This window comes from Klebsiella sp. Q2, assembly GCF_009900705.1.
Lineage (GTDB): Bacteria > Pseudomonadota > Gammaproteobacteria > Enterobacterales > Enterobacteriaceae > Klebsiella > Klebsiella quasipneumoniae.
The window spans coordinates 1,053,518-1,077,865 of sequence record NZ_JAAABE010000001.1; the positions used below are offsets into that span (position 1 = coordinate 1,053,518).

The 24,348-nt window shown below is 62.5% G+C and carries 20 protein-coding genes; 15 read left to right on the top strand and 5 right to left on the bottom strand.

Annotated elements, in window-relative coordinates; genetic code table 11:
* Positions 1 to 55 precede the first annotated feature (55 nt).
* Positions 56 to 745 carry an acireductone synthase gene (mtnC, locus tag GT756_RS05240; protein ID WP_004885828.1) on the top strand — a complete coding sequence of 230 codons (690 nt, stop codon included), beginning with the start codon at positions 56 to 58 and terminating at the stop codon, positions 743 to 745.
* Positions 742 to 1,284 carry an acireductone dioxygenase gene (locus GT756_RS05245; RefSeq protein WP_004885825.1) on the top strand — a complete coding sequence of 181 codons (543 nt, stop codon included), beginning with the start codon at positions 742 to 744 and terminating at the stop codon, positions 1,282 to 1,284. The genes mtnC and GT756_RS05245 overlap by 4 nt, the downstream gene beginning before the upstream one ends.
* Positions 1,285 to 1,410: 126 nt before the next feature.
* Here the strand turns inward: GT756_RS05245 and GT756_RS05250 are convergent, their stop codons facing one another.
* Positions 1,411 to 3,720, bottom strand: coding sequence for a molybdopterin-dependent oxidoreductase (locus GT756_RS05250; protein ID WP_160124577.1), 2,310 nt, complete (start codon positions 3,718 to 3,720; stop codon positions 1,411 to 1,413).
* A 408-nt stretch (positions 3,721 to 4,128) separates the two neighbouring features.
* Between GT756_RS05250 and GT756_RS05255 the strand changes: the two genes are divergently transcribed.
* The 5 genes from GT756_RS05255 to GT756_RS05275 are packed head-to-tail and all read left to right on the top strand — an operon-like array spanning position 4,129 to position 9,596.
* Positions 4,129 to 5,109 carry a sugar ABC transporter substrate-binding protein gene (locus GT756_RS05255; protein WP_004885820.1) on the top strand — a complete coding sequence of 327 codons (981 nt, stop codon included), beginning with the start codon at positions 4,129 to 4,131 and terminating at the stop codon, positions 5,107 to 5,109.
* A gap of 44 nt (positions 5,110 to 5,153) precedes the next feature.
* Entirely contained in the window at positions 5,154 to 6,656 is a 1,503-nt protein-coding gene (locus tag GT756_RS05260; protein ID WP_174562422.1) for a sugar ABC transporter ATP-binding protein, read from the top strand.
* On the top strand, positions 6,653 to 7,642 hold the full coding sequence (locus GT756_RS05265) for an ABC transporter permease (protein ID WP_004885817.1): 990 nt from the start codon (positions 6,653 to 6,655) through the stop codon (positions 7,640 to 7,642). The genes GT756_RS05260 and GT756_RS05265 overlap by 4 nt, the downstream gene beginning before the upstream one ends.
* Positions 7,639 to 8,643 (top strand): ABC transporter permease, encoded by a 1,005-nt coding sequence (locus GT756_RS05270; protein WP_017899077.1) that lies wholly within the window; start codon positions 7,639 to 7,641, stop codon positions 8,641 to 8,643. Before GT756_RS05265 ends, GT756_RS05270 begins: the two co-directional genes overlap by 4 nt.
* 11 nt (positions 8,644 to 8,654) lie before the next feature.
* Entirely contained in the window at positions 8,655 to 9,596 is a 942-nt protein-coding gene (locus GT756_RS05275) for a carbohydrate kinase family protein (RefSeq protein WP_160124579.1), read from the top strand.
* 42 nt (positions 9,597 to 9,638) lie between these two features.
* Here GT756_RS05275 and GT756_RS05280 read toward each other — a convergent pair whose 3' ends face one another.
* From GT756_RS05280 to GT756_RS05290, 3 genes are read right to left on the bottom strand one after another with little or no spacing between them, the layout of a single operon-like run.
* Positions 9,639 to 10,667 carry a 2-hydroxyacid dehydrogenase gene (locus GT756_RS05280; RefSeq protein ID WP_004885809.1) on the bottom strand — a complete coding sequence of 343 codons (1,029 nt, stop codon included), beginning with the start codon at positions 10,665 to 10,667 and terminating at the stop codon, positions 9,639 to 9,641.
* The gene (locus GT756_RS05285) at positions 10,664 to 12,160 is read right to left on the bottom strand and encodes an FGGY-family carbohydrate kinase (RefSeq protein ID WP_160124580.1); all 1,497 of its coding nucleotides are present in this window, start codon (positions 12,158 to 12,160) and stop codon (positions 10,664 to 10,666) included. The genes GT756_RS05280 and GT756_RS05285 overlap by 4 nt, the downstream gene beginning before the upstream one ends.
* 12 nt (positions 12,161 to 12,172) lie before the next feature.
* Positions 12,173 to 12,781, bottom strand: a complete 609-nt coding sequence (locus tag GT756_RS05290; RefSeq protein ID WP_008805607.1) for a methylthioribulose 1-phosphate dehydratase — start codon at positions 12,779 to 12,781, stop codon at positions 12,173 to 12,175.
* A 454-nt stretch (positions 12,782 to 13,235) separates the two neighbouring features.
* On the opposite strand from GT756_RS05290, the gene codB reads away from it, so the two are divergent.
* The 7 genes from codB to GT756_RS05325 all read left to right on the top strand — a co-directional run bounded on the left by codB (position 13,236) and on the right by GT756_RS05325 (position 21,756).
* A complete protein-coding gene (gene codB / locus GT756_RS05295) occupies positions 13,236 to 14,498 on the top strand; it encodes a cytosine permease (RefSeq protein ID WP_160124581.1) in 1,263 nt (420 codons plus the stop codon).
* Positions 14,495 to 15,730, top strand: coding sequence for a PucR family transcriptional regulator ligand-binding domain-containing protein (locus tag GT756_RS05300; RefSeq protein WP_049115727.1), 1,236 nt, complete (start codon positions 14,495 to 14,497; stop codon positions 15,728 to 15,730). The genes codB and GT756_RS05300 overlap by 4 nt, the downstream gene beginning before the upstream one ends.
* On the top strand, positions 15,727 to 16,965 hold the full coding sequence (gene codA / locus GT756_RS05305; RefSeq protein WP_049115729.1) for a cytosine deaminase: 1,239 nt from the start codon (positions 15,727 to 15,729) through the stop codon (positions 16,963 to 16,965). Before GT756_RS05300 ends, codA begins: the two co-directional genes overlap by 4 nt.
* A gap of 145 nt (positions 16,966 to 17,110) precedes the next feature.
* Positions 17,111 to 18,061 (top strand): LacI family DNA-binding transcriptional regulator, encoded by a 951-nt coding sequence (locus GT756_RS05310; protein ID WP_174562423.1) that lies wholly within the window; start codon positions 17,111 to 17,113, stop codon positions 18,059 to 18,061.
* A 121-nt stretch (positions 18,062 to 18,182) separates the two neighbouring features.
* Positions 18,183 to 18,992 carry an inositol monophosphatase gene (locus tag GT756_RS05315; protein WP_017899069.1) on the top strand — a complete coding sequence of 270 codons (810 nt, stop codon included), beginning with the start codon at positions 18,183 to 18,185 and terminating at the stop codon, positions 18,990 to 18,992.
* A gap of 110 nt (positions 18,993 to 19,102) precedes the next feature.
* The gene (locus GT756_RS05320; RefSeq protein WP_023319949.1) at positions 19,103 to 20,461 is read left to right on the top strand and encodes an MFS transporter; all 1,359 of its coding nucleotides are present in this window, start codon (positions 19,103 to 19,105) and stop codon (positions 20,459 to 20,461) included.
* A gap of 26 nt (positions 20,462 to 20,487) precedes the next feature.
* On the top strand, positions 20,488 to 21,756 hold the full coding sequence (locus GT756_RS05325) for a histidine phosphatase family protein (RefSeq protein WP_017899067.1): 1,269 nt from the start codon (positions 20,488 to 20,490) through the stop codon (positions 21,754 to 21,756).
* A 54-nt stretch (positions 21,757 to 21,810) separates the two neighbouring features.
* Here the strand turns inward: GT756_RS05325 and mtnA are convergent, their stop codons facing one another.
* On the bottom strand, positions 21,811 to 22,839 hold the full coding sequence (mtnA, locus tag GT756_RS05330) for an S-methyl-5-thioribose-1-phosphate isomerase (RefSeq protein WP_023319948.1): 1,029 nt from the start codon (positions 22,837 to 22,839) through the stop codon (positions 21,811 to 21,813).
* A 101-nt stretch (positions 22,840 to 22,940) separates the two neighbouring features.
* Between mtnA and mtnK the strand changes: the two genes are divergently transcribed.
* Positions 22,941 to 24,140: an S-methyl-5-thioribose kinase gene (gene mtnK / locus GT756_RS05335; protein ID WP_004151657.1), complete on the top strand. Its 1,200-nt coding sequence runs from the start codon at positions 22,941 to 22,943 to the stop codon at positions 24,138 to 24,140.
* The last annotated feature ends 208 nt before the right edge of the window (positions 24,141 to 24,348 follow it).

Here is a 24,348-nt window from a genome sequence, read left to right on the forward strand (position 1 = left end):
GCTTAGACGTCTAAATGCTAATGTTATTCCACGCTACGCCCACTCTGGAGAAACCATGATCCGCGCCATCGTGACCGACATCGAAGGCACTACCAGCGATATCCGCTTCGTGCATAACGTACTGTTCCCCTACGCCCGCGAACGACTGGCCGGCTTTGTGACCGCTCAACAGCACGCTGAGCCGGTGAGAACGATTCTCGACAACTTGCGCCGAGAGACAGACTCCCCCGCCGCCAGCACCGCCGACCTGATTGCTACCCTCTTCGCCTTTATGGACGAAGACCGTAAATCCACTGCGCTGAAGGCACTCCAGGGGATCATCTGGCGCGATGGCTACCTCAACGGCGACTTTACCGGCCATCTCTACCCGGACGTGCTGCCGGCGCTGGAGAAGTGGAAAGCACAGGGCATTGATTTGTATGTATATTCTTCTGGCTCCGTGGCAGCGCAGAAATTGTTATTTGGCTACAGCGATGAAGGTGATATTACTCATCTGTTTACGGGCTATTTCGATACCCTGGTAGGCGCTAAACGCGAAGCGCAGTCCTACCGCAACATTGCTGAACACCTGGGCCACGCCCCCGGGGCCATCCTGTTCCTGTCGGATATCCATCAGGAACTCGACGCCGCCGAAGCCGCGGGGTTGCGCACTGTCCAGTTGGTACGCGGCGATCGCGACCCGGCAAGCCACCACCCTCAGGTTCAGCGTTTTGACGACATTCATCCGGAGCAGATCCCAGCATGAGCGCATTAACCCTATTTTCTGTGACCGATCCGCAAACGCCGGTCTGGCACAGCACCGACGCCAAAGCGATTCAGGAGCAGCTTAACGCCAAAGGCGTCCGTTTCGAACGCTGGCAGGCCGACCGCGACCTCGGCGCAGACCCCAGCGCAGAAACGGTGATTGCCGCCTATCAGCATGCGATTGACAAACTGGTCGCCGAAAAGGGCTATCAGAGCTGGGACGTCATCAGCCTGCGCGCCGATAACCCGCAGAAAGAGGCGCTGCGGGAAAAATTCCTGAATGAGCACACCCATGGCGAAGACGAGGTCAGGTTTTTTGTCGAGGGCGCCGGTCTGTTCTGCCTGCACATTGGCGACGAGGTGTTCCAGGTGCTGTGCGAAAAGAACGATCTGATTTCGGTTCCTGCCCACACTCCGCACTGGTTTGATATGGGATCAGAACCGAACTTCACCGCCATTCGCATTTTTGATAACCCGGAAGGCTGGATCGCCCAGTTTACCGGCGACGATATCGCCAGCGCCTACCCACGGCTGGCGTAACGTCGTCCTGTCATCCATTACCGCCTGGTCAGGAGCCTTAAACTGCCTGGACCGCGCTTTCCCGGAGGCGGCGCATACTGCGCCTTCTCCGGGCTACCCGCCCCGCCGCCGGCGATACTCCCACGCTTAAACCGCAATAAACTTCGGCGGGTCAAAGGCGGTGATCGGCGGCAGTTCCTCTCGCCACGGGGCGATTTCCACCCAACAACTCTGGGCGCTACAGCCCTGCCCCAGGCGCGAACTGCCGCGATCCTCGGTTAACACGTTGGGATTACCGTGCTTATCGAGGGTTCCTTTTTCATTCGGATCCAGAGGGTCATACCAGGCGCCGGTGGACATCTGTACCACCCCCGGCAAAATCTGTTCACTCAAATGCACGCCCGCCAGAATCGCCCCGCGGTCGTTATACACCTTCACCACGCTGCCTTCGTGGATGTCTCTTGCCTGCGCGTCCCGCGGATGCATCCACAGCGGCTCGCGTCCCTGAATTTTCGTCGCCCGACTGACGCTGCCGTGATCATACTGGCTGTGCAGGCGGGCGCGTGGCTGACTGGAGAGCAGATGAAGCGGCCAGCGCGCCGCCTCCAGTCGTTGCCGGGCAGCCTCTTCCTCATCCCACCAGGGATGGCCAGGGCATTCGCAATAGCCAAACCCGGCGACGGTAGAGGAAAAGAGTTCAATCTTGCCGGAGGGCGTGGAAAGCGGATAGCGCTGCGGATCGGCGCGAAAATCGGCGAGAAAGACCTGCGGCCGCTCCGGCGCACTGTACTCCAGCACCCCTTGCTGCCAGAAATCCTCGAACGAGGGCAGCGCAATGCCCTCCTCCTGCGCCCGCGGCCTTGACTCCTCATAGAGATGGCGCAGCCACTGCCCGGCGTCCCGCCCCTCGCTGAACAGTTCTCCGAAGCCCAGCCGCCCGGCAAGATCGAGGAAAATAGCGTAATCATCACGCGCCTCGCCCACCGGCGGGATCTGCGCGCTCATGGCAATCATAAATCCGTCATGACCGCCGCTGCCGATATCCTCTCGCTCCAGCGAGGTGGTAGCCGGCAGAACGATGTCAGAGAATTTGGCCTGCGCGGTCCAGTACTGCTCATGCACCACCACCGTCTCCGGACGGCGCCAGGCCTCGCACAGTCGGTTAATATCCTGGTGATGGTGAAACGCATTGCCTCCCGCCCAGTAGACCAGACGGATGTCGGGATAATGCAGCAGCTGACCGTCGAACTCATAGGCTTCTCCCGGGTGCAGCAGCATATCGGACAGCCGCGCCACCGGGATAACGCTGTCCACCGCATTTTCGCCGGCGGGCAAGCGCGGGCCGGAAAACGCTTTTCGCACCGCCCCCGCCAGGTTGGTACAGGCATAGCCAAACCCGAGGCCGCCGCCCGGCGTGCCGATCTGTCCCAGCAGCGCGGTCAGGGCCACCGTCGCCCAGTAGGCCTGCTCCCCCTGACGGGCGCGCTGGATGGACCAGGAGATATTCACCATCGTCCGGTGGCGGGCCATCTCCCGCGCCAGCTCGGCGATGCGCTGGGCGTCAAGGCCGGTAATTGCCGCCGCCCACGCCGGTGTTTTCGCTATGCCGTCATGCTCGCCCAACAGATACGCGCGGTAAGGGGCAAACCCGACGGTATGGCTGGCGATAAACGCCTGGTCGTAGAGGGACTCAGCGATCAGCACATAGCTCAGCGCCAGCAGCAGTGCGGTATCGGTGCCCGGCCGAATGGCCAGCCACTCGGCGTCGGGCACCGCGCTGAGGTCATTGCGCACCGGACTGATATTAATAAACCGCGTGCCGTTGGCCTGCATCTTATCCAGCCAGTACGGCAACATATGGTCATTGGCGCCGCCGCCGTTGACCTGGGCATTGCGCAGCGGCAGGCCGCCAATCGCGACAAACAGCTGACACTCCCGCGCCAGCTCGGAAAAATGGGTATGCTGACGATGCAGCGGGCTCAGCGGCCCAAGGATATGCGGCAGAATACGCTCGCCCGCGGCGCTGCTATAGGTATTGGTGCTGGCGGTATACCCGCCAAAGCCCTTAAGAAAACGGTGCAGCTGGCTCTGCGCATGGTGAAAGCGCCCGGCGCTGGCCCAGCCGTAGGAGCCGCCGTAAATCGCCTCATTGCCGCAGCGCGCCTTGACCGAGCGCAGCTCGCGAGCCACCATGTCCAGGGCCACCTCCCAGCTGACTTCGACAAAGGGCTCCTTGCCTCGCCCTTCTCGTGACGCCGGCCCGTGCTGCAGATAGCCGGCGCGTACCGCCGGGCGACGAATGCGCGTTTGGCTGGTCACCGCGTCGGGGAGCGACTGACCGATGCGTGAAGGGTTTTTATCCCAGGGCACCGGCTTAACCGCCACGATCTCGCCCTCGCGGCTCTCCACCTGCCAGGTTCCCCAGTGCATCACCGTATAATTATGCTGTTTCTTCATAGCGCCCGCGTTCTTCTCAGCCTAAGGTTCGTTAAAATAAAGCGGGGAAATGCGGTAATATTGCTTACCCGGCCAGACATTGCGCTGCTAAAAAAAGCTTTAGCCCGCGCAATCTTCTCTTTTTCTCTGTAGATGCCGTATTTCCCATACACTCATAATAAACAGAAAATTGTCTTTATCTGCTAAATAAACACGGAACAAGCCAAAAATAAAACCACAAAATAAAAAGGCCTATCCGCCATCATGAAATATTTTCAGGTTCTTCATGACAAAATAAACTTTTTCTCTGGCGTTTCCGCGATATAACATTGCCGGCATAACTTAGACTTATTTTGTATTTGAGGTGGCGAGGTGCTTCTTGTCATGCTACCGGTCCGCAACCACCTTCATCACAGGATCATAATAACAATGTCGCAGAAGAGAAAATTATTGCCTGCCGCGCTGGGACTGCTTTCCCTTGCCTCGCTGAGCGTCACTGCCGCTGATACCCTCTCCTTACAGGGAAAAACCATTGGCGTTGCCGTAGTAGGCACCCAGCATTTCTGGGATCGCGAAGCTTTTAAAGGCGCGACAGAGGAAGTGGAGAAACTGGGAGGCAAAGTCATTGGCGTCGATGGCGGCCGGGATAATCAGGTTCATGCCAATAATCACGATATTTTACTGTCACGCAAGGTGGATGCGGTAATTAGTATTCTCGGCGACAGCGCCGTCGAACCCAAATTTAAAGCATTACGTGATGCTGGTATCCCGGTATTCACCGTGGATCATGTTTCACAATATTCGGTCAATAATACCACCTCCGATAACTACACTCTGGGCTCCACCATCGGTCGCTACATGGCGGACGAATTAGGCGGTAAAGGTAATGTGGCCGTATTTAACGCGTTCTCCAGCGCGCTGCGTATTTGCGGAATTCGTTACGATCAGTGGAAATATGTCCTTAAGGATTACCCGGATATTCATATTATCCAGCCCGAGCTCGCGGAACAGTTCGCCAACTCGCCGGAAGACGCGCGGAAGAAAACCCTCGAATTACTCAGCCAGTATCCGAAAGGCAAACTGGATGCCATCCATGTCGCCTGCTGGGATCAACCGGCCATCGGTATCGTCCAGGCGCTGGAAGAGACCGGCCGTGATAAGGACGTGAAAGTGACGGCCATCGACGCCGGTCCGGAAACGCTGGAGATCATGGCGGAGCCCGGCAGTCCCTTCGTGGCTAACGTCGCGCAGCAGCCGCATCTGATCGGCCAGACCTCCGCCGACAACGTGGCCCGCTACTTTGCCGGTCAGAAACTGCCGGTGCAAACCTTTATCCCGGTGATACCGGTGAAAGGTCCGCAGGAAGCGAAAGCGGTGTATAAACAGTTGGGATACGGCGAACTGCAGTGATAAATCAACACCCTGGCGGGGAGCGCCCCGCCGCGGGTCTGGTCATGGACCAGATCGGCAAACGTTTTGCCAGCGTAATGGCGCTTAATGCGGTTACCCTGCGCCTCAATCCGGGGGAGATTCATGGCCTGATTGGCGAGAACGGCGCCGGTAAATCGACGCTGATCAAGATCCTCGCCGGCGTTTATCAGGCCGACAGCGGCAGCGCGACCCTCGACGGTCGCCCGCTGCCCCTCGGCAACCCGGCAGCCATCGAAGCCGCTGGCATCCGCGTTATCCACCAGGAGCTCAACCTGATCCCGCACTTTACCGTCGCGGAATCGGTGTTTCTGGGCCAGGAGTATCGCACCCGCTGGGGGGCGCTGGATCGCCGACGGATGAAGGCCGCCACGGCGCAATTTTTCCAGCAAAACTGGCAGCTGGCGATCGACCCCGAACGCCTGGTGCGAGACCTGAGCCTGGCCGAGCGCAAGCTGGTGCAGATTGCCCGCGCGCTGATCGACGGCGCGGCGCGGCTGGTGGTGTTCGATGAGCCCACCGCCCCCCTCGAGGCGCACGAGGCCAGTCTGGTCACCTCCGCCATCCTGCGCCTGCGCGACCAGGGCATTGCCATTCTGTATATTTCCCATTATCTCAATGAGATAGCCAGCCTCTGCGACCGCGGCACTGTGCTGCGCAACGGGGAAGTGGTCGGTTATCCCGACCGCGACCTGCTGCAGAATACCGAGGCGCTGATCGCCATGATGGTCGGCCGGGAAATCGACCAGCTGTATACTCCGCGCCAGCGCCCGGCGGCAGACAACGGGGAGGCTCCGCTGCTCTCGGTGCGCCAGCTGAGCGACGGACGGCAGCTGCAGGATCTCTCTTTTGATATTCACCCGGGGGAGATCGTCGGCGTCGCCGGCCTGCTCGGCGCCGGGCGCGATGTGCTGGTGGACTTACTCTACGGCTTGCGTCCGGCGGAGCGCGGCACTATCCATCTCGACGGCCTGCCGCGACGAATCCGTACGCCAAAGCAGGCGATCCGCGCCGGAATGGCGCTGGTCCCGCGCGACCGCCGCCATCAGGGGCTTATCCTCTCCTTCACTACCGCCGACAATATTAATCTCGCCTCGCTGCCGGAGACCGCCACCTTTGGCTGGGAGCGGCGGGGGATCGCCGAGAGGAAAGCGCGCGACTGGATAGAACAGCTGGCGATCCGCCCGGGTCGCCCGGCACTGCCGGTACGCTACATGAGCGGCGGCAACCAGCAAAAAGCGATCCTCGCCCGCTGGCTCGGCACCGATGCCCGGCTGTTTATTCTCGATGAACCCACCCTCGGGGTTGATATCGGCGCCCGCCGCGATATTTATCAACGTACGCGCCAGCTGGCCGATAAAGGGCGGGCGGTGCTGGTCTCCTCCAGCGACGCCACCGAACTGCTCGGACTATGCGACCGGATCCTCGTCCTCTGGCGCGGTGCGCTGGCGGCCAATCTGCCCACCCGCGGGCTGACCCTCGACGCCCTGCTGGTGACGATCAACGGCGGACAGGAGCCTTCACCATGAATACCGCTATCCAGCGTCGCGGCCGTCCGGGCCTGGCGACGCTTGTTGAAAAATTCCCCCTGATCCTGTTTCTGGCGCTGCTGGTGTGGCTGAGCGTGCAGTCGCCCTACTTCCTCAGCTGGCAAAATATCAGCCTGATGCTGGTCCAGAGCGTTCCGCTGGCGATCCTCTGTTTCGGCCTGGTCTGCGTCATCGCCGTTGGCGGAGATGACGTGGTCTCCGGCGGCATCGACCTCTCCCTGCCGGCGACGGCGGTGCTCGGCGTCGCGCTGCTGAGCCTCGGGCTGGCCGAATGGCACACGCCGTATCTCCTGCTGCTTGCGCTGCTGGCGGCGGTTTGCCTGCTCTGCGGGGCGATCAACGGCTTCCTGGTGCTGGCGGCCGGCCTGCCGCCGCTGCTGGCTACCCTCTCGACCTCCGTGGCGTTTACCGGCCTGACGGACCTGCTGACCGGCCAGCGGCGCATCGCGGTCAGCGATCCGCTGATGGTCGCCTTTCGCGATAACAGCCTCCTCGGCCTGCCCTGGCCGCTGGTCTATCTGCTGGGGGTATTTATCCTGTTCCAGTTCCTGCTCCATCACTCCCGCTTCGGTCAGCATGTGCAGGCGGTGGGCGGCAATCGCGATATGGCGCAGATGAGCGGCCTGAACGTGCGCCGCTTAACCCTGCAGGTCTGGCTGTTAGCCGGCATCGCCGCCGGGTTGGCTATTCTGCCGCTGCTCAGCCAGGGCTCCGGCAGCTCCAGCGGAACGGCCACGCCGCTGCTGCTGGAAACCGTGCTCGCGACCTTTATCGGCGCCGCCTTCTCCCGCCGTCGGGTGGTCACCATCTGGGGCGCGCTGCTGGGGGCGATTCTGGTTAACGCCCTCTCTAACGGGCTCGGCCTGCTGGGGGTCAATATCTTCTGGATGGGCGCCATTAAAGGCGGCCTGATCCTGGTGGTACTGGCGGCCTCGGCGGTCAGACACAAAGGAGGCGAGGCATGAGCCAAATCACCCTGAAAACTCCAGCTCCTGCGGAACAGACGGCCAGCAGCCCGCTGGCCTGGCTGTCGCGGGCCGGATTCGGCATCATCACCCTGCTGGCCATCGCCCTGTTCGGCTGGGCGAATCCAGTATTTTTAACCGTGGATAACTGGGCCAACCTGCTGCAGGGCAGCGCGATCCTGCTGATTGTGGCGATGGCGATGACCCTGATTGTCAGCGCCGGGGCGATTGACCTGTCGGTGGGCGTCGCGCTCGATTTCGGCGCCGCCTTCGCCCTCGTCGCCCTGAAAACCTGGCATCTGCCGTGGCAGGCGGCGGTGGGCTGCGCCCTACTCGGCGGGGTGCTGATTGGCCTGCTCAATGCCTTTCTGATCCTTATCTGCCGGATCCGCCCCTTCCTCGCCACCCTCGGCACCTGGTTTATCGCCAGCAGCGCCGAACGTATCTATACCGATGGCGGCGGCGCGATAGCCTATCGGCGGATGGCTCCTGAGTATCACGACCTGGCGGTGGGTAACCTTGGCGGGATCCCCACGCCGGTAGCGATCGTGCTGGCGCTGTGGCTGGCGGCCTGGCTGGTGACCGAGCGCACCCTGTGGGGCAAATATATCCGCGCCATCGGTCAGAACAGCGAAGCGGCGCGCATCGCCGGGATCCGCGATCGCCTGACCATGCTCGGCGTGCTGGTGGCCGCCTCAGCCCTCTGCGCCGTCGGCGGGGTGATCCTCTCCGCCAACCTGCGGCAATTTACCCCGCTGGCCGGGCAGTCTTACCTGATGGACGCCATTGCGGCGGTGTTTATCGGCACCGCCTTTAACCGTCTGGGCCGGGTCAGCATCGCCGGCACCCTCGGCGGCGTGCTGTTCCTCGCCATTATTGATAATGGTCTGAACCTGATGGGGCTCAATTATCTGGTGAAGGACGCGCTGGTCGGCGTGATTCTGGTGGTGGCCCTCGCCCTATCCTTCTGGCAGGCGCGTCTGCGCCAAACGCATCGCTAAACGGGAGAACGATGGCAACCTTTGACGCCGTATTTGTCGGCCTGACTATTCTGGATATCGCCGGGCGCCCGGTGGTGGCGATCCCGCCGCGCGGTGGCGTCGCTTTTATTGAGCAAATTCGCCTCAACCCCGCCGGCACCGCCGCGGGGGCTAATATTAACGCCGCGAAGCTCGGGATCCGCACCGCGGCGGTGGCCTGCCTGGGCGAAGATGAAAAGGCCGACTTTATCCTCGCCAGCTATGCCCGGCTGGGCATTGACTGCTCGCTTATCCAGCGCACCGCGCTGAAGGAGACCTCGGCGACGATCCTGCCGATTCACCCCAACGGCGAACGTCCGGCCCTGCACTGTCGGGGCGCGTCTGACGCCCTGTTCGTCAGTGAAGCGGAATTTGACGCCGTCCTTGACTGTCGCTTCCTGCATCACGGCGGGACCGGACTGCTGGCGGCAATGGACCAGGGACAGAGCGCACGGCTGCTGCAGGCGGCCAAAATGCGTGGAGTCACCACCAGCTTTGACCTTATCGCGCCGAATGAACACACCCTGGAACTGCTGCGGCCCCTGCTGCCGTCGGTGGATTATTTTATGCCTTCGCTGGAGGAAGCCGCCTTTCTCTCCGGGGAGACGCAGCCGGAGGCCATCGCCCGCTTTTTCTTCGCGCTGGGCGTGGGCACCTGCATTCTGAAAGACGGCGAGAACGGCTCCTGGCTTATCGGCCGCGATGGCGCGCTGGAGCATATTGCGCCGTGGCCCGTCGAGGCGGTGGATACCACCGGCTGCGGCGACAGCTACTGCGGCGGGTTTATTGCCGCGCTGGCGCGCGGGCTCAGCGTGAAAGCGGCGTGCGACGTCGCCTCGGCGGTGGCCGCGCTGGTGGCGACCGGGATGGGCTCGGATGCCGGAGTGGTAGACTGGGAACAGACCCAGGCTTTTATGGCGGCCCATCGCCCCTGACGTTGGACCCACGCCGCTGCAGGACGCGGCGGCGCAAGCGGCTTAACGCCACTGGTACAGCAGCGGCTCCCCGGCGACATAGCGCTGAAGATCGGCGGCAATCATCGCCGTGTGTTTGGCGATACTCTCCCGGGTGGCCCCGGCGATATGCGGCGTGATAATCACGTTATCGAACTCGGTGACAAAAGGGTGATCGCGCCACAGCGGTTCGCGATGATACACGTCCAGCGCCGCGCCGCCCAACGGGCCGTGACGCAGAGCCTCAATCAGCGCCGCTTCGTCGACCACCGCCGCGCGGGAGGTATTGATCAGCAGCGCGCCGGGCTTCATGCTGTTTAACAGCGCCGCATTCACCAGCCCGTCGCTGTGCGGCCCGCTGCTCAGATGCAGGCTGACGATATCCGCCTCTCGGAACAGCGCCTCCAGGGTCGTTTTCTGTAACCCTGGCTCATTGATATCCTCTGCGGCGACGAACGGATCCACCACCCGCACCGCCATGCCAAATGCCCGGGCGATACGCGCCACCCGGCGGCCAATGTTGCCATACCCCACCAGGCCCAGCGTTTTATTGCGCAGTTCACTGCCCTTAAACACTTCATAGGGGCTTTCCGGACTCACGTCCCAGACCACATCCCGGCGCAACCCCTGCTGGGTGGCGGCGGCGGCATTGTCAGCCTGCGTGAATTCCCCCCGCTTCAGCGCCGCATGGGATTGCGGAATATGGCGCGCCAGGCTGAGCATCAGGCCAAGCGTCAGCTCCGCGGCGGCATCGGCATTGCGCCCCGGGGTGTAGAGTACCCGGATGCCGCGCGCCTGCGCGGCCTGGGTATCAATATTCACCGGATTCGCGCGGGTACAGGCGATCACCTGCAGGCGCGGACAGGCGGCCATCACCGCATCCGTCACCTCATCATAGCTGGTCACCAGCACCTCAGCGTCGTGGGCCAGCTCAATCAGCTGACCGGCGCTGAGTTTCGGTTTGCCCAGCGCCCACCCCTCCACCAGCAGCTCACCCAGCTGGTGGAAGGCGCTAAGGTCGCCAGCATGCTCGGCGGTAAAAACGATTTTCATGGTTGTACTTCCTGAGAAAGACGTTGAAGAGCGGCCTGCCTGGCCTGCCATACCGGCAGCATCTGCTCACGCAGCAGGCGATAAACGGGATACAGCGCCGCGTAGCGGGCATGCGCCTGAGGGCGCGGCTGATAGCGGGTCTGCGCCAGCGGAGGCGTCTCGGCCAGCGCCGCGACGCTGCGGGCCGCCAGAATCGCCGCACCGCGCGCGCTTAGTTCATTAAAGGCGCTGGAGACCACCGTGCGCCCGGTACAGTCGGCGATAATCTGCAGCCAGGTGGCCGAGGCTGCGCCGCCGCCGGTCAGATACAGCTCGCCGCCCTGGGGATAACCCTGCAGCGCATCGACAATGGCGAAGGCCAGGCCTTCAAACACCGCGCGCTGTAGTTCGGCGCGGGTGGTGTGCGGGCTAATGCCGATAAAGCCGGCCCGCGCATCAGGGCTGTAAAACGGCGCGCGTTCGCCATTGAGATACGGCTGCCAGAAGACACCGCCGCTGCCTGGCTCCACCTCCGCGATCGCCTGCTCCAGCCGACCCAGATCGGCGTCCAGCGAAATATGCTGCTGCAGCCAGTCAATGTTTGGCGTACCGGCCTGCATCGGAAACAGCGAGATCACCTGCCCGGCTTCGGTGTGAGTGACGAAGCGCGTCGCCTCGTTCACCGTCTGCGGACCGCGGCAAACGATTCCGGTACAGCAGGTGGTGCCGAGGATCGTGTAGATATCCCCTTCGTTGACCGCGCCGCAGCCCAGCGCGGCGCTACAGACATCCAACGCCCCGGCGGCCACCGGCGTCGCGGCGGGCAGTCCGGTCAGCGCCGCCACCGCGTCGCTCAGCGTACCGGCCGGAGCGTCCGGGGCCAGCAGAGGGGGAAACAGCGGCAGCAGTTCGTCCAGCCCCATCTCGTTCATCACCACCGAGGACCAGCTGCCGCTCTGCTGATTGAGTAATGAGCTGCTGGCGTCCGTCAGTTCCAGCGCCGCCACGCCGGTCAGGCGAAAGCGGATCCAGTCCTTGGCGAAAAACAGATAGCGCGCGGCCGCCAGCCGCTCCGGCTGATACTGTTTCAGCCAGTACAGTTGCAGGCTGGTATTGCAGGGCTGCAGGTGGGTGCCGGTATCGGCGAAATAGCGGCGGTCAAAACCGGGCCGGCGCAGCAGGTCGCTCATCAGCTCGTGGCTGCGGGTATCGCTCCACAGGATCCCCGGCCCCACCGGTTCGCCCTGCGCATCGCTGAGCCAGACCCCCTCCCCTTGCCCGGCGAGGCCGATGGCCCGCAGCCGCCCCTCCTGCAGCGCCGGGTGGCGCGCAATCTGGCGCAGAATAGCCAGCACCGAATGCCACTGCTGGGTCATATCCTGTTCCGCGTAGCCATTGGCCGACAAGCGGGGGGAGGTGTTTTCCGCAGCGCTGGCGCGCGCGGTGAAATGCTGATCAAACAGCACCGCTTTCACCCGGGAGGTGCCGATATCGATACCAAGATAAAAATCCATAGCTGCTCCGGCTCAGGGCTCGTAGCGGCGGCGCATCAGCTCGCACTCGAACAGGAACTCCAGCCCCTCCAGTTGCCGGCGGGCCTCCTGAATATCTTTCCCCCAGCAGGTCAGGCCATGTCCGCGCAGCAGAAAGCCGTAACGCAGCGGGCGGGTTTGCGCATAATCGGCAATCCGCGCCGCCAGGGCGTCAATATCCTGATCGTTATCGAAGATGGCGACCGGAACGGTATCGAGATGGCTGTGCTGCCCGCTGAGGGTTTTCTGCATTTCATACCCCTGCAGCGCCAGCGTGTCGCTTTTTTCGATGCGCGACAGCACGGTGGCATTGACGGTATGCACATGCAGCACCACGTTGGCCTCCGGGAACAGGCGGTAGACCAGGGTGTGCAGGCCGGTCTCCGCCGACGGTTTCCGTCCGGAAGGGGCCTGATTGGTGGCGATCTCCACCTGCAGAAAATCCTCGGTCGTCAGGCTGCCTTTATCGCGGCCCGACTCGCTTAGCCAGCACCAGGTATCATCCTGACGCACCGACATATTGCCGCCGGTCGCCGGCGCCCAGCCTTTCGCGCCGATCCAATGACAGGTGGTGACCAGTTGCGCGAGTCTTTCTTGCCACATAGCAGTTCCTTAGGTTAGCGATGGTTTTTTTTAGCCGTCTAAATGGCTATTTATCCGATACTAACACCGCTAACCGGAGGGAACAATATTTCAGGAAACACACATAAGACAAATGGTTATATCATAAATGCATATTAAATAACCTTTATTCACAGCAATTTAACCAACCGTTTTTAGTACGCCACTATTCTCTACTCCTCTCTGGCCAAAAAATGGCGAATTGCCCTGGATGAAATTCTCCTCCTGCGCCAGAAATACCCTCGCCGCCCTCCTCTGCCCCGGACTGGTGCAAAACATGGCAGGATGCACACTAAAATGGCATTACTCCTCCTGAATCCCTCAATAACCGTGCACATTGCACACTATGCGCTATTCCTCATGCCCGGTTTTTCCTGGCACATCTCTTGCTACTTCCGGCTATCACCGCCCATCTAACCCAGCCAGAGGTTCCAGGATGTCAAACAGCAATGATTTTCCCCTCGTCGAAGCGCCCACCGCCGGACGCAAAGGCGTATTTTCCATCGCCATGGTGTTATTCAGCTTTACCTTTTTCACCGGCACGATGTTTGCCGGCGGCAAACTCGGCGTCTCCTTTTCCATCGTCAATCTGCTGTGGATAGCCGTCATCGGCAACGCCTTGCTGGCTCTCTATGCCGCATCGCTGGGCTGGATTGCCGCGCGCAGCGGCCTGAATACGGTGCTGATGGGCCGGTTCTGCTTCGGGGAGATCGGCAGCAAGCTGGCCGATTTTATCCTTGGCTTTGCCGAGCTGGGCTGGTACGCCTGGGGGACCGCCACGGTCGCTATCTCGCTGGTGAAGATCCTCGCCCTGCCCGAGGCGCTGACCCAGCCGCTGATGGTGCTGTTTGGCATTCTGTTCTGCGTCACCGCGCTGGTGGGCTACAAGGGGCTGGACGCGCTGTCGCGCCTGTCGGTGCCGCTGATGTTCGTGCTGCTGGTGGTCTCCATGTATCTGGCGCTGCACCACGCCGGCGGCTGGCAGGCGATGACCCGCATTGCGCCGAGCGACACCATGACCTGGTCGGCGGCCATCACCATGGTCTTTGGCACTTTCGCCAGCGGCGCCACCCAGGTGACAAACTGGACCCGGCTGGCCAACTCCAGCCGGACCGCCATTCTCGCCAGCATGGGCAGCTTCCTCATCGGCAACGGGCTGATGATCGTCGCCGGCGCCTGGTGCGCCATCGTTTATCAACAGGCCGATATCGTCGAAGTGCTGATCCTGCAGGGGCTGTCAGTCGCCGCGGTGATCATGCTGTGTCTCAACCTGCTGACCATCCAGGGCCCCACCATCTATAACGTCTCCGCCGCCGCCTGCCATCTGCTGCGCAGCGAACGTCGCCGCACGCTGACCCTCGCCGCCGCCGGGGTGGGCATTGTGCTGGCCATTGGCGGAATGTACGAAATGCTGATCCCGTTCCTTGTGCTGCTGGGCAGCATTATCCCGCCCATCGGCGGGGTGATTCTCGCCGACTACTGGTTCGCCCGCGGCGGGCGCTATCCCCTGCTGCAGAACGCCCGCCTGCCGCGTTTTAACTGGCTGGGACTCGGCGCCTACGCCGCCGGCGCGGTGGTGGCTTATCTGTCACCGTGGATCGCGCCGCTGGTGGGGATCACCGTTTCCGCGCTGGTTTATATCGCCCTGACCATGGTCAGCAAACGTCAGCCTGCCGCCGTCGCGGAGCAAGAGCCATGAGCCTGACGGTCAGCGAACTGCTGGCCCTTGAGGGACTCTCCGCCCTGCGTTTGCGGGCGGGAAAGCAAGGGCTGCAGCGGGCGGTACGCTGGTACTACGTGGCGGAAAATGAGCATATCGCCGAGTGGATCATGGGCGGCGAGCTGGTCTTTATCACCGGCATCAACCATCCCCGGGATGAAGCCAACCTGATCCAGCTGCTGATGGAGGGCAAACAGCGCGGCATCGCCGGGATGGTGATCCTCACCGGCGAGGCCTATATCCACGCCATTCCCGCCACGCTGATCGCCCTCGCCGACGAGCTGGGCATTCCGCTGATCGAGCAGCCCTACCTGCTGAAGATGGTGATTGTCACCGAGCGGGTCGGCACCGCGCTGGTCCGCAGCGAAAACGCCCTTCAGTCGCAGCGCGACATCCTGATGCAGCTGGTCACCGGCGACTATCCGGACCTGCAGATGCTTCACCAGCGCGCCCTCCACCAGCAGCTCGATTTTACCCGCCCGCTGCGGCTGGCGGCGCTGCGCCTGGAGGGACTGTCCCGCCTGTTTCGCCAGTACCCGCCCGAACAGGCCGAAGCCTGGCTGCAGCAGGCCCACCGCAGCGTGCGCCAGCAGCTGCAGCAGCAGCTCAACCAGCAGGGCAACCCCTTCCCGCTTCTGGAACGCAGCAACATGTTCCTTTTCCTGCTGCCGGATGAGGAGGGGGAAGACTTTCAGCAGAAAAAGTGGCTGCAGCAGTGGCTGCAGACGCTGGCGGAGGGGGAAGAGCGTTTGTCACTGCTCTGCGGCCTCTCGGCGCCGGTCAGGCAGCTGCAGGGCTACCCGCGGGCGTTGTCGCAGGCGCGCCAGGCGCTGGATCTGTGCGATACCCTGCGGCCGACCCAGCGCATCAGCGACTATCAGCAGCTGGGGTTTATCAAACTGTTGTCCGCGGTCAGCGACCCGGCGCTGCTCAACGATTTTATGCACGACACCCTCGGCTGCCTGATCGAGCCGGGCCGTAAAGCGCCGTGGCTGCTGCTGGAGACCCTCGAGACGCTGCTGCAGGAGAACGGCAACGTGGTGCGAGCCGCCGACCGGCTGGGTCTCCATCGCAACACCCTGCATCAGCGCATCCAGCGTATTGAAAAACTGACCGGCTACCCGGTCAGCCACCCTCAGTTTCATCTCAACGCCTCGGTCGCGCTGGTGATCTGGCGTTTATCGCAAAACCATTTACAGGACCAACCATGAAAATTGTTAACGCCCGCCTGCGCCGCCAGGAGGCGCTGTTTACCCTTGAGCTGCAGGACGGCATCATTCGCCGCATGACCGCCCAAACCGCGATGCAGACCGCCGACACCGGGGATATCGACGCCCAGGGTCGGCTGGCGATCCCGCCCTTCGTCGAGCCGCATATCCATCTTGACGCCACCCTTACCGCAGGCGAGCCGGAGTGGAACCGCAGCGGCACCCTGTTTGAAGGCATCACCCGCTGGAGCCAGCGCAAAGCGAGCATTACCCCGGAGGACACCCGCCAGCGGGCGCTGAAAACCATCGGCATGCTGCGCGATTTCGGCGTTCAGCACGTCCGGACCCATGTGGATGTCACCGACCCGTCGCTGGCGGCCCTGCAGGCGCTGCTGGCGGTGAAACAAGAGGCCGCCGATCTCATCGATCTACAGATTGTCGCCTTTCCGCAGGAGGGGATCGAATCGTATCCCAACGGCCGGGAGCTGATGACGCGCGCCATCGAGATGGGCGCCGACGTGGTGGGCGGCATTCCGCACTATGAGAATACCCGCGACAAAGGGGTCAGCTCGGTGATGTTTTTGATGGACCTCGCCCAGCGCTATGGCCGCCTGGTGGATGTCCACTGCGATGAAATCGACGATCCGCAGTCGCGTTTCCTCGAAGTGCTGGCGGAAGAGGCCCGGGTGCGCGGTATGGGGGCGCAGGTCACCGCCAGCCACACCTGCGCGATGGGCTCTTATGACAACGCCTACTGTTCGAAGCTGTTTCGCCTGCTGAAAGCCTCGGGGATCAACTTTATCTCCTGCCCGACCGAAAGCATTCATCTGCAGGGCCGGTTTGACAGCTGGCCGAAACGGCGCGGCGTCACCCGGGTGGCGGAGCTGGATCGCGCCGGCATCAACGTCTGCTTTGCTCAGGACTCGATTCAGGATCCGTGGTATCCGCTGGGGAATGGCAATATCCTGCGCATTCTGGATGCCGGACTGCACATCTGCCATATGCTCGGCTATGACGATCTACAGCGCTGTCTCGACTTCGTCACCGACAACAGCGCCCGGGCGCTTTGTCTGGGCGATAACTACGGCCTCGCCGAAGGCCGCCCGGCTAACCTGTTGATCCTTGATGCGGAAAACGACTACGAGGCCGTCCGCCGCCAGGCGCGGGTGCTGACCTCCATTCGCCACGGCAAGGTGATTTTGCAGCGTGAGGTGGAGCACATCCGCTATCCGGCATAAGGCGCAAGGCGCTGCGCGTCGGCGCCTTTCTGTGATACCTTTTCAGGCAGTGTGCGTGACCGACGCCCGTCCGGGCGTTGGCTTCCTGGAAAACAGACGGCGCGAAACGACGATGAGCGATAAAAAATGGATTAAGGCCGAGGACGTGGCCAGACTGGCCGGGGTCTCGCGCTCGGCGGTCTCCCGCACCTTCACCCCCGGCGCCTCGGTGTCGGAGAAGACCCGGCAGAAGGTGCTGAACGCCGCGGAAGCTCTGGGCTATCAGGTGAATATCATCGCCCGGACGATGATCACCGGCAGCAGTAATTTTATCGGCATCGTCACCGCCGGTTTCGACAATCCGTTTCGCAGCAAACTGCTGGCGCCGCTGGTCCATCAGCTGGCGCTCAACGGCTTTATGCCGCTGCTGATGAACGCTGACGATCCGCAGCAGCTCGCCCCTTCGCTTAAGCAGCTGCTGAGCTACCACGTCGCCGGGGTGATCATCACCTCCGGCGCGCCGCCGCTGTCGCTGGCGGAAGAGTATCTGGCGCGCAAGATCCCCGTCACCCTGATCAACCGTCATGCGGATCTCGCCGGCTGCGACCGGGTGTGCAGCGATAACGCCCAGGGGGCGAAGCTGGTGGCGGGCTTGTTCAGTCGTCGAGGCTGGCGGCAGGTTGGCTTTATAGGCGAAAATCGCGAGAACTTCAGCACCTGCCAGCGTTATGACGCTTTCATCGCGCAGACGTCGGGCATGACGGTGACCAGCCGCTTCTGCGACGGCGGCGGCTATCAGGCTGGCTACCAGGCTGCCAGAGAAATCGTTGCTGAAAACCCCGGGGTGCAAGCGCTGTTTTGCGCTACCGATATGCTGGCGCTGGGCGCCCAGGACGGCCTGCGGGACGCCGCTGCCCCGCTGCCGGCCATCGTCGGCTTTGACGATATCCCGCAGGCGGACTGGCAACCCTACCAGCTTACCACCGTTCAGCAGAATACCGCCCTGCTGGCCCACCACGCGGTGGATCTGTTAATGACGCGGATCGCCCGCTTCAGCCTGCCCTCGCGCCATCGCGAAGTGCCGGTGAAATTAATTATTCGTCAAAGTGCGAAATGAAAAAATCATTTTATGCTGGAGCGATCACAGAATCTTCTGCGAAACCCGGCCACACTCATTCGGCCCTTCGGGGCTGTTTTTTTCACGCAAAATGCACACGTGTGCAAAATAGGGAGTCAATATGCAATCTCAGGAATCAGAAGCGCTACAGGCCCGCTACCGCCTGGCCTGCGAGCTGGCGAAAGCAGGGGCTGAGCTGGCGTTTGAATACTATCAGCAACGCGAAGCGCTGACCGTCGACCATAAAGGCGACGACCTGCAGGACGTGGTCAGCGTGGCCGATAAGCGGGTGGAGGCCTTTGTGAAACAGCGTATTCAGAGCGCGTTTCCGGAGGATGGCTTTCTCGGCGAAGAGAGCGGCGCCCGCCTGCCCGACGCGCAAGTGCTGTGGGTGGTCGACCCCATCGATGGCACCAGCTGTTTCCTCAACGGCCTGCACACCTGGTGCCTGTCGCTGGCGATCGTCGCCGACGGCGAACCGGTCATCGGCGTGGTCTACGACCCCAACCATCGCGAGCTGTTTCACGCCCTGCGGGGTCATGGCGCCTGGCTCAATGACGCCCCGATCCGTCCGCACCCCGCGGCGACGGTCAGGGAGGGAGTGATGGGCGTCGGCACCTCGCATCGCGTCACCCCGGCGGACTTTCTGCCGTTTCTGCAGGCGCTGCTCAGCGACGGCGGCATGTTTATCCGCAACGGCTCCGGCGCGCTGATGAGCGCCTGGGCGGCGGCAGGCCGGTTGATTGGCTACTACGAGCCGCACATGAACCCGTGGGACGCCCTGCCGGGGCTGGTGCTGATGCGCGAAGCGGGCGGCGCCAGCAACGATTTTCTGGCGCAGGAGGGGATCCAGCGCGGCAACCCGCTGCTGCTGGCCAGCTCAACGCTCTACCCGCAGCTGAAAAAGATGATCCCACAACCATTACATTAACCCTTACGGGTCAGGCTATTTCTGATTATGTACTCTACACAGTAACGATAACTTCATTCACGGACGAACCACATCAATCAGTCAGGCCTCCGACCTGCGGAGAACCACCTATGTCTGGAATTATCGCTTTTTTCCGGGCGTCGCCGCCGAAAGCGGGCGCCGCGTTTGATGAACAGCGTTTTCGCCGGGTGCGCTGGCAAACCTTTATCGCCATGACCCTGGCTTACGTCACCTTTTACGTCTGCCGGTTATCCTTCACCGTCGCCAAAAGCGCGCTGGTGGAGTTGGGGATCACCCCGACGGAGCTCGGCATGATCGGCTCCACTCTGTTCTTCAGCTACGCCATCGGCAAGCTGGTCAATGGCTTTATCGCCGATCACGCCAACGTGGTGCGCTATATGAGCCTCGGTTTATTGCTCAGCGCCGGGATGAACCTGATGATGGGGATGACCACCAACGCCCTGCTGCTGGCCATCTTCTGGGGGATCAACGGCTGGGCGCAGTCGATGGGCGTCGGCCCCTGCGCGGTCTCGCTGGCGCGCTGGTACGGCGTTAAAGAGCGCGGCACCTTCTATGGCATCTGGTCGACGGCGCATAATATCGGCGAGGCCGTCACCTATATGGTGATCGCCGCGGTGATCGCCGGGTTTGGCTGGCAGATGGGCTACCTGTCCACCGCCGCGCTCGGCGCCGCCGGCGTGGTGCTGTTGGTGCTGTTCATGCACGATTCGCCGCAGAGCAGCGGCTTCCCGTCCATCAACGTCATCCGCGATGAACCGCAGGAGGAGGTCGAAGCCCGCGGCTCGGTGTTTAAAAACCAGCTGCTGGCGCTGCGCAACCCGGCGCTGTGGACCCTCGCCCTCGCCTCCGCCTTTATGTACATCGACCGCTACGCCGTCAACTCCTGGGGGATCTTCTTCCTCGAGCAGGATAAAGCCTATTCCACGCTGGAGGCATCCGGGATTATTGGCGTCAACGCCATCGCCGGCATCGCCGGGACCATCATTGCCGGCATGCTCTCCGACCGCTTTTTCCCGCGCAACCGCAGCGTGATGGCCGGCTTTATCAGCCTGCTGAACACCGCCGGCTTCGCCCTGATGCTCTGGTCGCCGCACAATTATTACACTGATATTCTGGCGATGATTATCTTCGGGGCCACCATTGGCGCTCTGACCTGCTTCCTCGGCGGGCTGATCGCCGTCGATATCTCCTCGCGCAAAGCGGCGGGGGCCGCGCTCGGCACCATCGGCATCGCCAGCTACGCCGGCGCCGGCCTGGGCGAGTTTCTCACCGGGATCATTATTGATAAAACAGCTATCCTTGAGAACGGCAAAACGCTGTATGATTTCAGCACGTTGGCGCTGTTCTGGGTGGGTACCGGTCTGGGTTCCGCGCTACTCTGTTTTACCACTGCCGCCATCGTCGCCCGGCGCCATGCCGTCGAACGGCAGACCTCGTTCTCCTCATAACCGATTAACGAATTAAGGAAGAAGATATGATGCCTGCAAGACATCAGGGGCTGTTACGCCTGTTTATCGCCTGCGCGCTGCCGCTGCTGGCGCTGCACTCAGCCGCCGCCGCAGACTGGCAGCTGGAGAAAGTGGTGGAGCTTAGCCGCCACGGCATTCGTCCGCCGACGGCCGGCAACCGGGAAGCCATCGAGGCCGCCACCGGACGCCCATGGACCGAGTGGACCACCCATGACGGCGAGCTCACCGGTCATGGCTATGCCGCCGTGGTCAACAAAGGGCGTGAGGAAGGCCAGCACTATCGCCAGCTCGGCCTGCTGCAGGCGGGATGCCCGACGGCGGAGTCGATTTACGTGCGCGCCAGCCCGCTGCAGCGGACGCGGGCGACCGCCCAGGCGCTGGTGGATGGCGCCTTCCCCGGCTGTGGCGTCGCTATCCATTACGTCAACGGGGATGCCGATCCGCTGTTTCAGACCGACAAGTTCGCCGCCACGCAAACCGACCCCGCCCGCCAGCTGGCGGCGGTGAAAGAGAAGGCCGGGGATCTGGCGCAGCGTCGGCAGGCGCTGGCGCCGACTATCCAGCTATTGAAACAGGCGGTTTGCCAGGCCGATAAGCCCTGCCCGATCTTCGATACCCCATGGCAGGTCGAGCAGAGCAAAAGCGGCAAGACCACCATTAGCGGACTGAGCGTGATGGCCAATATGGTGGAAACGCTGCGTCTCGGCTGGAGTGAAAACCTGCCTCTCAGCCAGCTAGCGTGGGGCAAGATCGCCCAGGCCAGTCAGATCACGGCCCTGCTGCCGCTGTTAACGGAAAACTACGATCTGAGTAACGACGTGCTGTATACCGCGCAAAAACGCGGGTCGGTGCTGCTCAACGCCATGCTCGACGGCGTCAAACCAGAGGCGAGTCCGAACGTACGCTGGCTGCTGCTGGTGGCGCATGACACCAACATCGCCATGGTGCGCACGCTGATGAACTTTAGCTGGCAGCTGCCGGGCTACAGCCGGGGGAATATCCCGCCGGGCAGTAGCCTGGTGCTGGAGCGCTGGCGCGACGCGAAGAGCGGGGAACGCTATCTGCGGGTCTATTTCCAGGCGCAAGGCCTCGACGACCTGCGTCGTCTGCAGACGCCGGACGCGCAGCACCCGATGCTGCGTCAGGAGTGGCGTCAGCCGGGCTGCCGTCAGACCGACGTCGGTACGCTGTGCCCCTTCCAGGCGGCCATCACCGCGCTGGGTCAGCGTATCGATCGGCCCTCCGCCCCGACGGTAGCGATGGTCCTGCCGTAGCGGCGTTTGCCGGGCCCGGGAAAGCCGTTTTTTCCAGGCCCGGCACGGCGTCCGTTATCCGTTATCCGGCGCAAACGCCCCGGCGGAGACCTGCGCCGGGGTGACCACCCCGCTGTCCAGCACCCAGCCGCTTATCAGCCCAGCAGGCGTGACATCGAACGCCGGATTGTACACAGCGGCCCCGGTCGGCGCCCACTGTACCGCGCCAAAGCTGCCCGCCACTCCGGTCACTTCGGCCGCGGCGCGCTGCTCAATGGGAATGGCCGCCCCGTTCGGGCAATGGCGGTCGAGGGTCGTCTGCGGCGCAGCGACGTAAAACGGGATCTGGTGGTAATGGGCCAATACCGCCAGGGAATAGGTGCCGATTTTATTCGCCACGTCGCCGTTGGCGGCGATGCGGTCGGCGCCGACCCACACCGCATCCACCTTCCCTTGCGCCATCAGGCTGGCGGCCATTGAATCGGCGATCAGCTGATAGGGCACGCCCAGCTCGCCCAGCTCCCAGGCGGTTAAACGACCGCCCTGCAGCAGCGGCCGGGTTTCATCGACCCACACGCTGGCCACTTTTCCCTGCTGATGCGCCAGCGCAATGACCCCCAGGGCGGTACCTACCCCGGCGGTCGCCAGGCCACCGGTATTGCAGTGGGTCAGCAGTCGACTGTCGGGCTTCACCAGCGCACTGCCCGCCTCAGCGATCCGGTCGCACAGCTGTTTATCTTCTTCGACCAGACGCAAGGCTTCCGCTTCCAGCGCCTGCGGGTAATCCTCCCGGGCCAGCGCCTGCTTCATGCGATCCAGATTATTCATCAGGTTGACCGCCGTCGGCCGCGCCGCGCGCAGCGTCTCCAGCGCCTGCTGGAGTTCATCCCGGCTCAGGCCGCGCTGGGCCAGCAGGGCCAGCAGCAGGCTGGCGGACAGGCCAATCAACGGCGCGCCGCGCACCCGCAGGGCGTGAATATGGTCCACCAGCAGCGCAACGTTATCCGCCGCCAGCCAGCGTTTTTCCTGCGGCAAGGCCTGCTGGTCGAGAATAAAAAGCTGATTTTCACTCACCCGCAGGCTGGTGGTCTGTAATGTCTGCATGTCGTTAAATCCCTGTTGCGTTGTTGTATCACATTGTGTCAGGATGGAATCCAGAAGTATAGACGTCTGAACGGCTTAATCAGAATTCGAGGATCGAGGCAATGTCGCAATACCATACCTTCACCGCCCATGACGCCGTGGCTTACGCGCAGCAGTTCGCCGGCATCGACAACCCATCTGAGCTGGTCAGCGCGCAGGAAGTGGGCGATGGCAACCTCAATCTGGTGTTTAAAGTGTTCGATCGCCAGGGCGTCAGCCGGGCGATCGTCAAACAGGCCCTGCCCTACGTGCGCTGCGTCGGCGAATCCTGGCCGCTGACCCTTGACCGCGCCCGTCTCGAAGCGCAGACCCTGGTCGCCCACTATCAGCACAGCCCGCAGCACACGGTAAAAATCCATCACTTTGATCCCGAGCTGGCGGTGATGGTGATGGAAGATCTTTCCGACCACCGCATCTGGCGCGGGGAGCTTATCGCTAACGTCTACTACCCTCAGGCGGCCCGCCAGCTTGGCGACTATCTGGCGCAGGTGCTGTTTCACACCAGCGATTTCTATCTTCATCCCCACGAGAAAAAAGCGCAGGTTGCGCAGTTTATTAACCCGGCGATGTGCGAGATCACCGAGGATCTGTTCTTTAACGACCCGTATCAGATCCACGAGCGCAATAACTACCCGGCGGAGCTGGAGGCCGATGTCGCCGCCCTGCGCGACGACGCCCAGCTTAAGCTGGCGGTGGCGGCGCTGAAGCACCGTTTCTTTGCCCATGCGGAAGCGCTGCTGCACGGCGATATCCACAGCGGGTCGATCTTCGTTGCCGAAGGCAGCCTGAAGGCCATCGACGCCGAGTTCGGCTACTTCGGCCCCATCGGCTTCGATATCGGCACCGCCATCGGCAACCTGCTGCTGAACTACTGCGGCCTGCCGGGCCAGCTCGGCATTCGCGATGCCGCCGCCGCGCGCGAGCAGCGGCTGAACGACATCCACCAACTGTGGACCACCTTTGCCGAGCGCTTCCAGGCGCTGGCGGCGGAGAAAACCCGCGACGCGGCGCTGGCTTACCCCGGCTATGCCTCCGCCTTTCTGAAAAAGGTGTGGGCGGACGCGGTCGGCTTCTGCGGCAGCGAACTGATCCGCCGCAGCGTCGGACTGTCGCACGTCGCGGATATCGACACTATCCAGGACGACGCCATGCGTCATGAGTGCCTGCGCCACGCCATTACCCTCGGCAGAGCGCTGATCGTGCTGGCCGAGCGTATCGACAGCGTCGACGAGCTGCTGGCGCGGGTGCGCCAGTACAGCTGAGTGCGGCATGTTTTCCCTCACCCCAACCCTCTCCCACAGGGAGAGGGAGCAAGCCCTAAAAAAGTGCAATTTTCTGGGATTGCCCGGCGGCGCTACGCTTGCGCGGGCCTACAGATAACCGCATAACGGTTTGATGTTGCAGTCTTTCGTAGGCCGGGTAAGGCGAAAGCCGCCACCCGGCAGAAATGCGGGCACAATTTTGCGTTGA

Coding starts and splice junctions, on each gene's coding strand:
- mtnC (WP_004885828.1), top strand. CDS start 56: ATGATCCGCGCCATCGTGACCGACATCGAAGGCACTACCAGCGATATC.
- GT756_RS05245 (WP_004885825.1), top strand. CDS start 742: ATGAGCGCATTAACCCTATTTTCTGTGACCGATCCGCAAACGCCGGTC.
- GT756_RS05250 (WP_160124577.1), bottom strand. CDS start 3,720: ATGAAGAAACAGCATAATTATACGGTGATGCACTGGGGAACCTGGCAG.
- GT756_RS05255 (WP_004885820.1), top strand. CDS start 4,129: ATGTCGCAGAAGAGAAAATTATTGCCTGCCGCGCTGGGACTGCTTTCC.
- GT756_RS05260 (WP_174562422.1), top strand. CDS start 5,154: ATGGACCAGATCGGCAAACGTTTTGCCAGCGTAATGGCGCTTAATGCG.
- GT756_RS05265 (WP_004885817.1), top strand. CDS start 6,653: ATGAATACCGCTATCCAGCGTCGCGGCCGTCCGGGCCTGGCGACGCTT.
- GT756_RS05270 (WP_017899077.1), top strand. CDS start 7,639: ATGAGCCAAATCACCCTGAAAACTCCAGCTCCTGCGGAACAGACGGCC.
- GT756_RS05275 (WP_160124579.1), top strand. CDS start 8,655: ATGGCAACCTTTGACGCCGTATTTGTCGGCCTGACTATTCTGGATATC.
- GT756_RS05280 (WP_004885809.1), bottom strand. CDS start 10,667: ATGAAAATCGTTTTTACCGCCGAGCATGCTGGCGACCTTAGCGCCTTC.
- GT756_RS05285 (WP_160124580.1), bottom strand. CDS start 12,160: ATGGATTTTTATCTTGGTATCGATATCGGCACCTCCCGGGTGAAAGCG.
- GT756_RS05290 (WP_008805607.1), bottom strand. CDS start 12,781: ATGTGGCAAGAAAGACTCGCGCAACTGGTCACCACCTGTCATTGGATC.
- codB (WP_160124581.1), top strand. CDS start 13,236: ATGTCAAACAGCAATGATTTTCCCCTCGTCGAAGCGCCCACCGCCGGA.
- GT756_RS05300 (WP_049115727.1), top strand. CDS start 14,495: ATGAGCCTGACGGTCAGCGAACTGCTGGCCCTTGAGGGACTCTCCGCC.
- codA (WP_049115729.1), top strand. CDS start 15,727: ATGAAAATTGTTAACGCCCGCCTGCGCCGCCAGGAGGCGCTGTTTACC.
- GT756_RS05315 (WP_017899069.1), top strand. CDS start 18,183: ATGCAATCTCAGGAATCAGAAGCGCTACAGGCCCGCTACCGCCTGGCC.
- GT756_RS05320 (WP_023319949.1), top strand. CDS start 19,103: ATGTCTGGAATTATCGCTTTTTTCCGGGCGTCGCCGCCGAAAGCGGGC.
- GT756_RS05325 (WP_017899067.1), top strand. CDS start 20,488: ATGATGCCTGCAAGACATCAGGGGCTGTTACGCCTGTTTATCGCCTGC.
- mtnA (WP_023319948.1), bottom strand. CDS start 22,839: ATGCAGACATTACAGACCACCAGCCTGCGGGTGAGTGAAAATCAGCTT.
- mtnK (WP_004151657.1), top strand. CDS start 22,941: ATGTCGCAATACCATACCTTCACCGCCCATGACGCCGTGGCTTACGCG.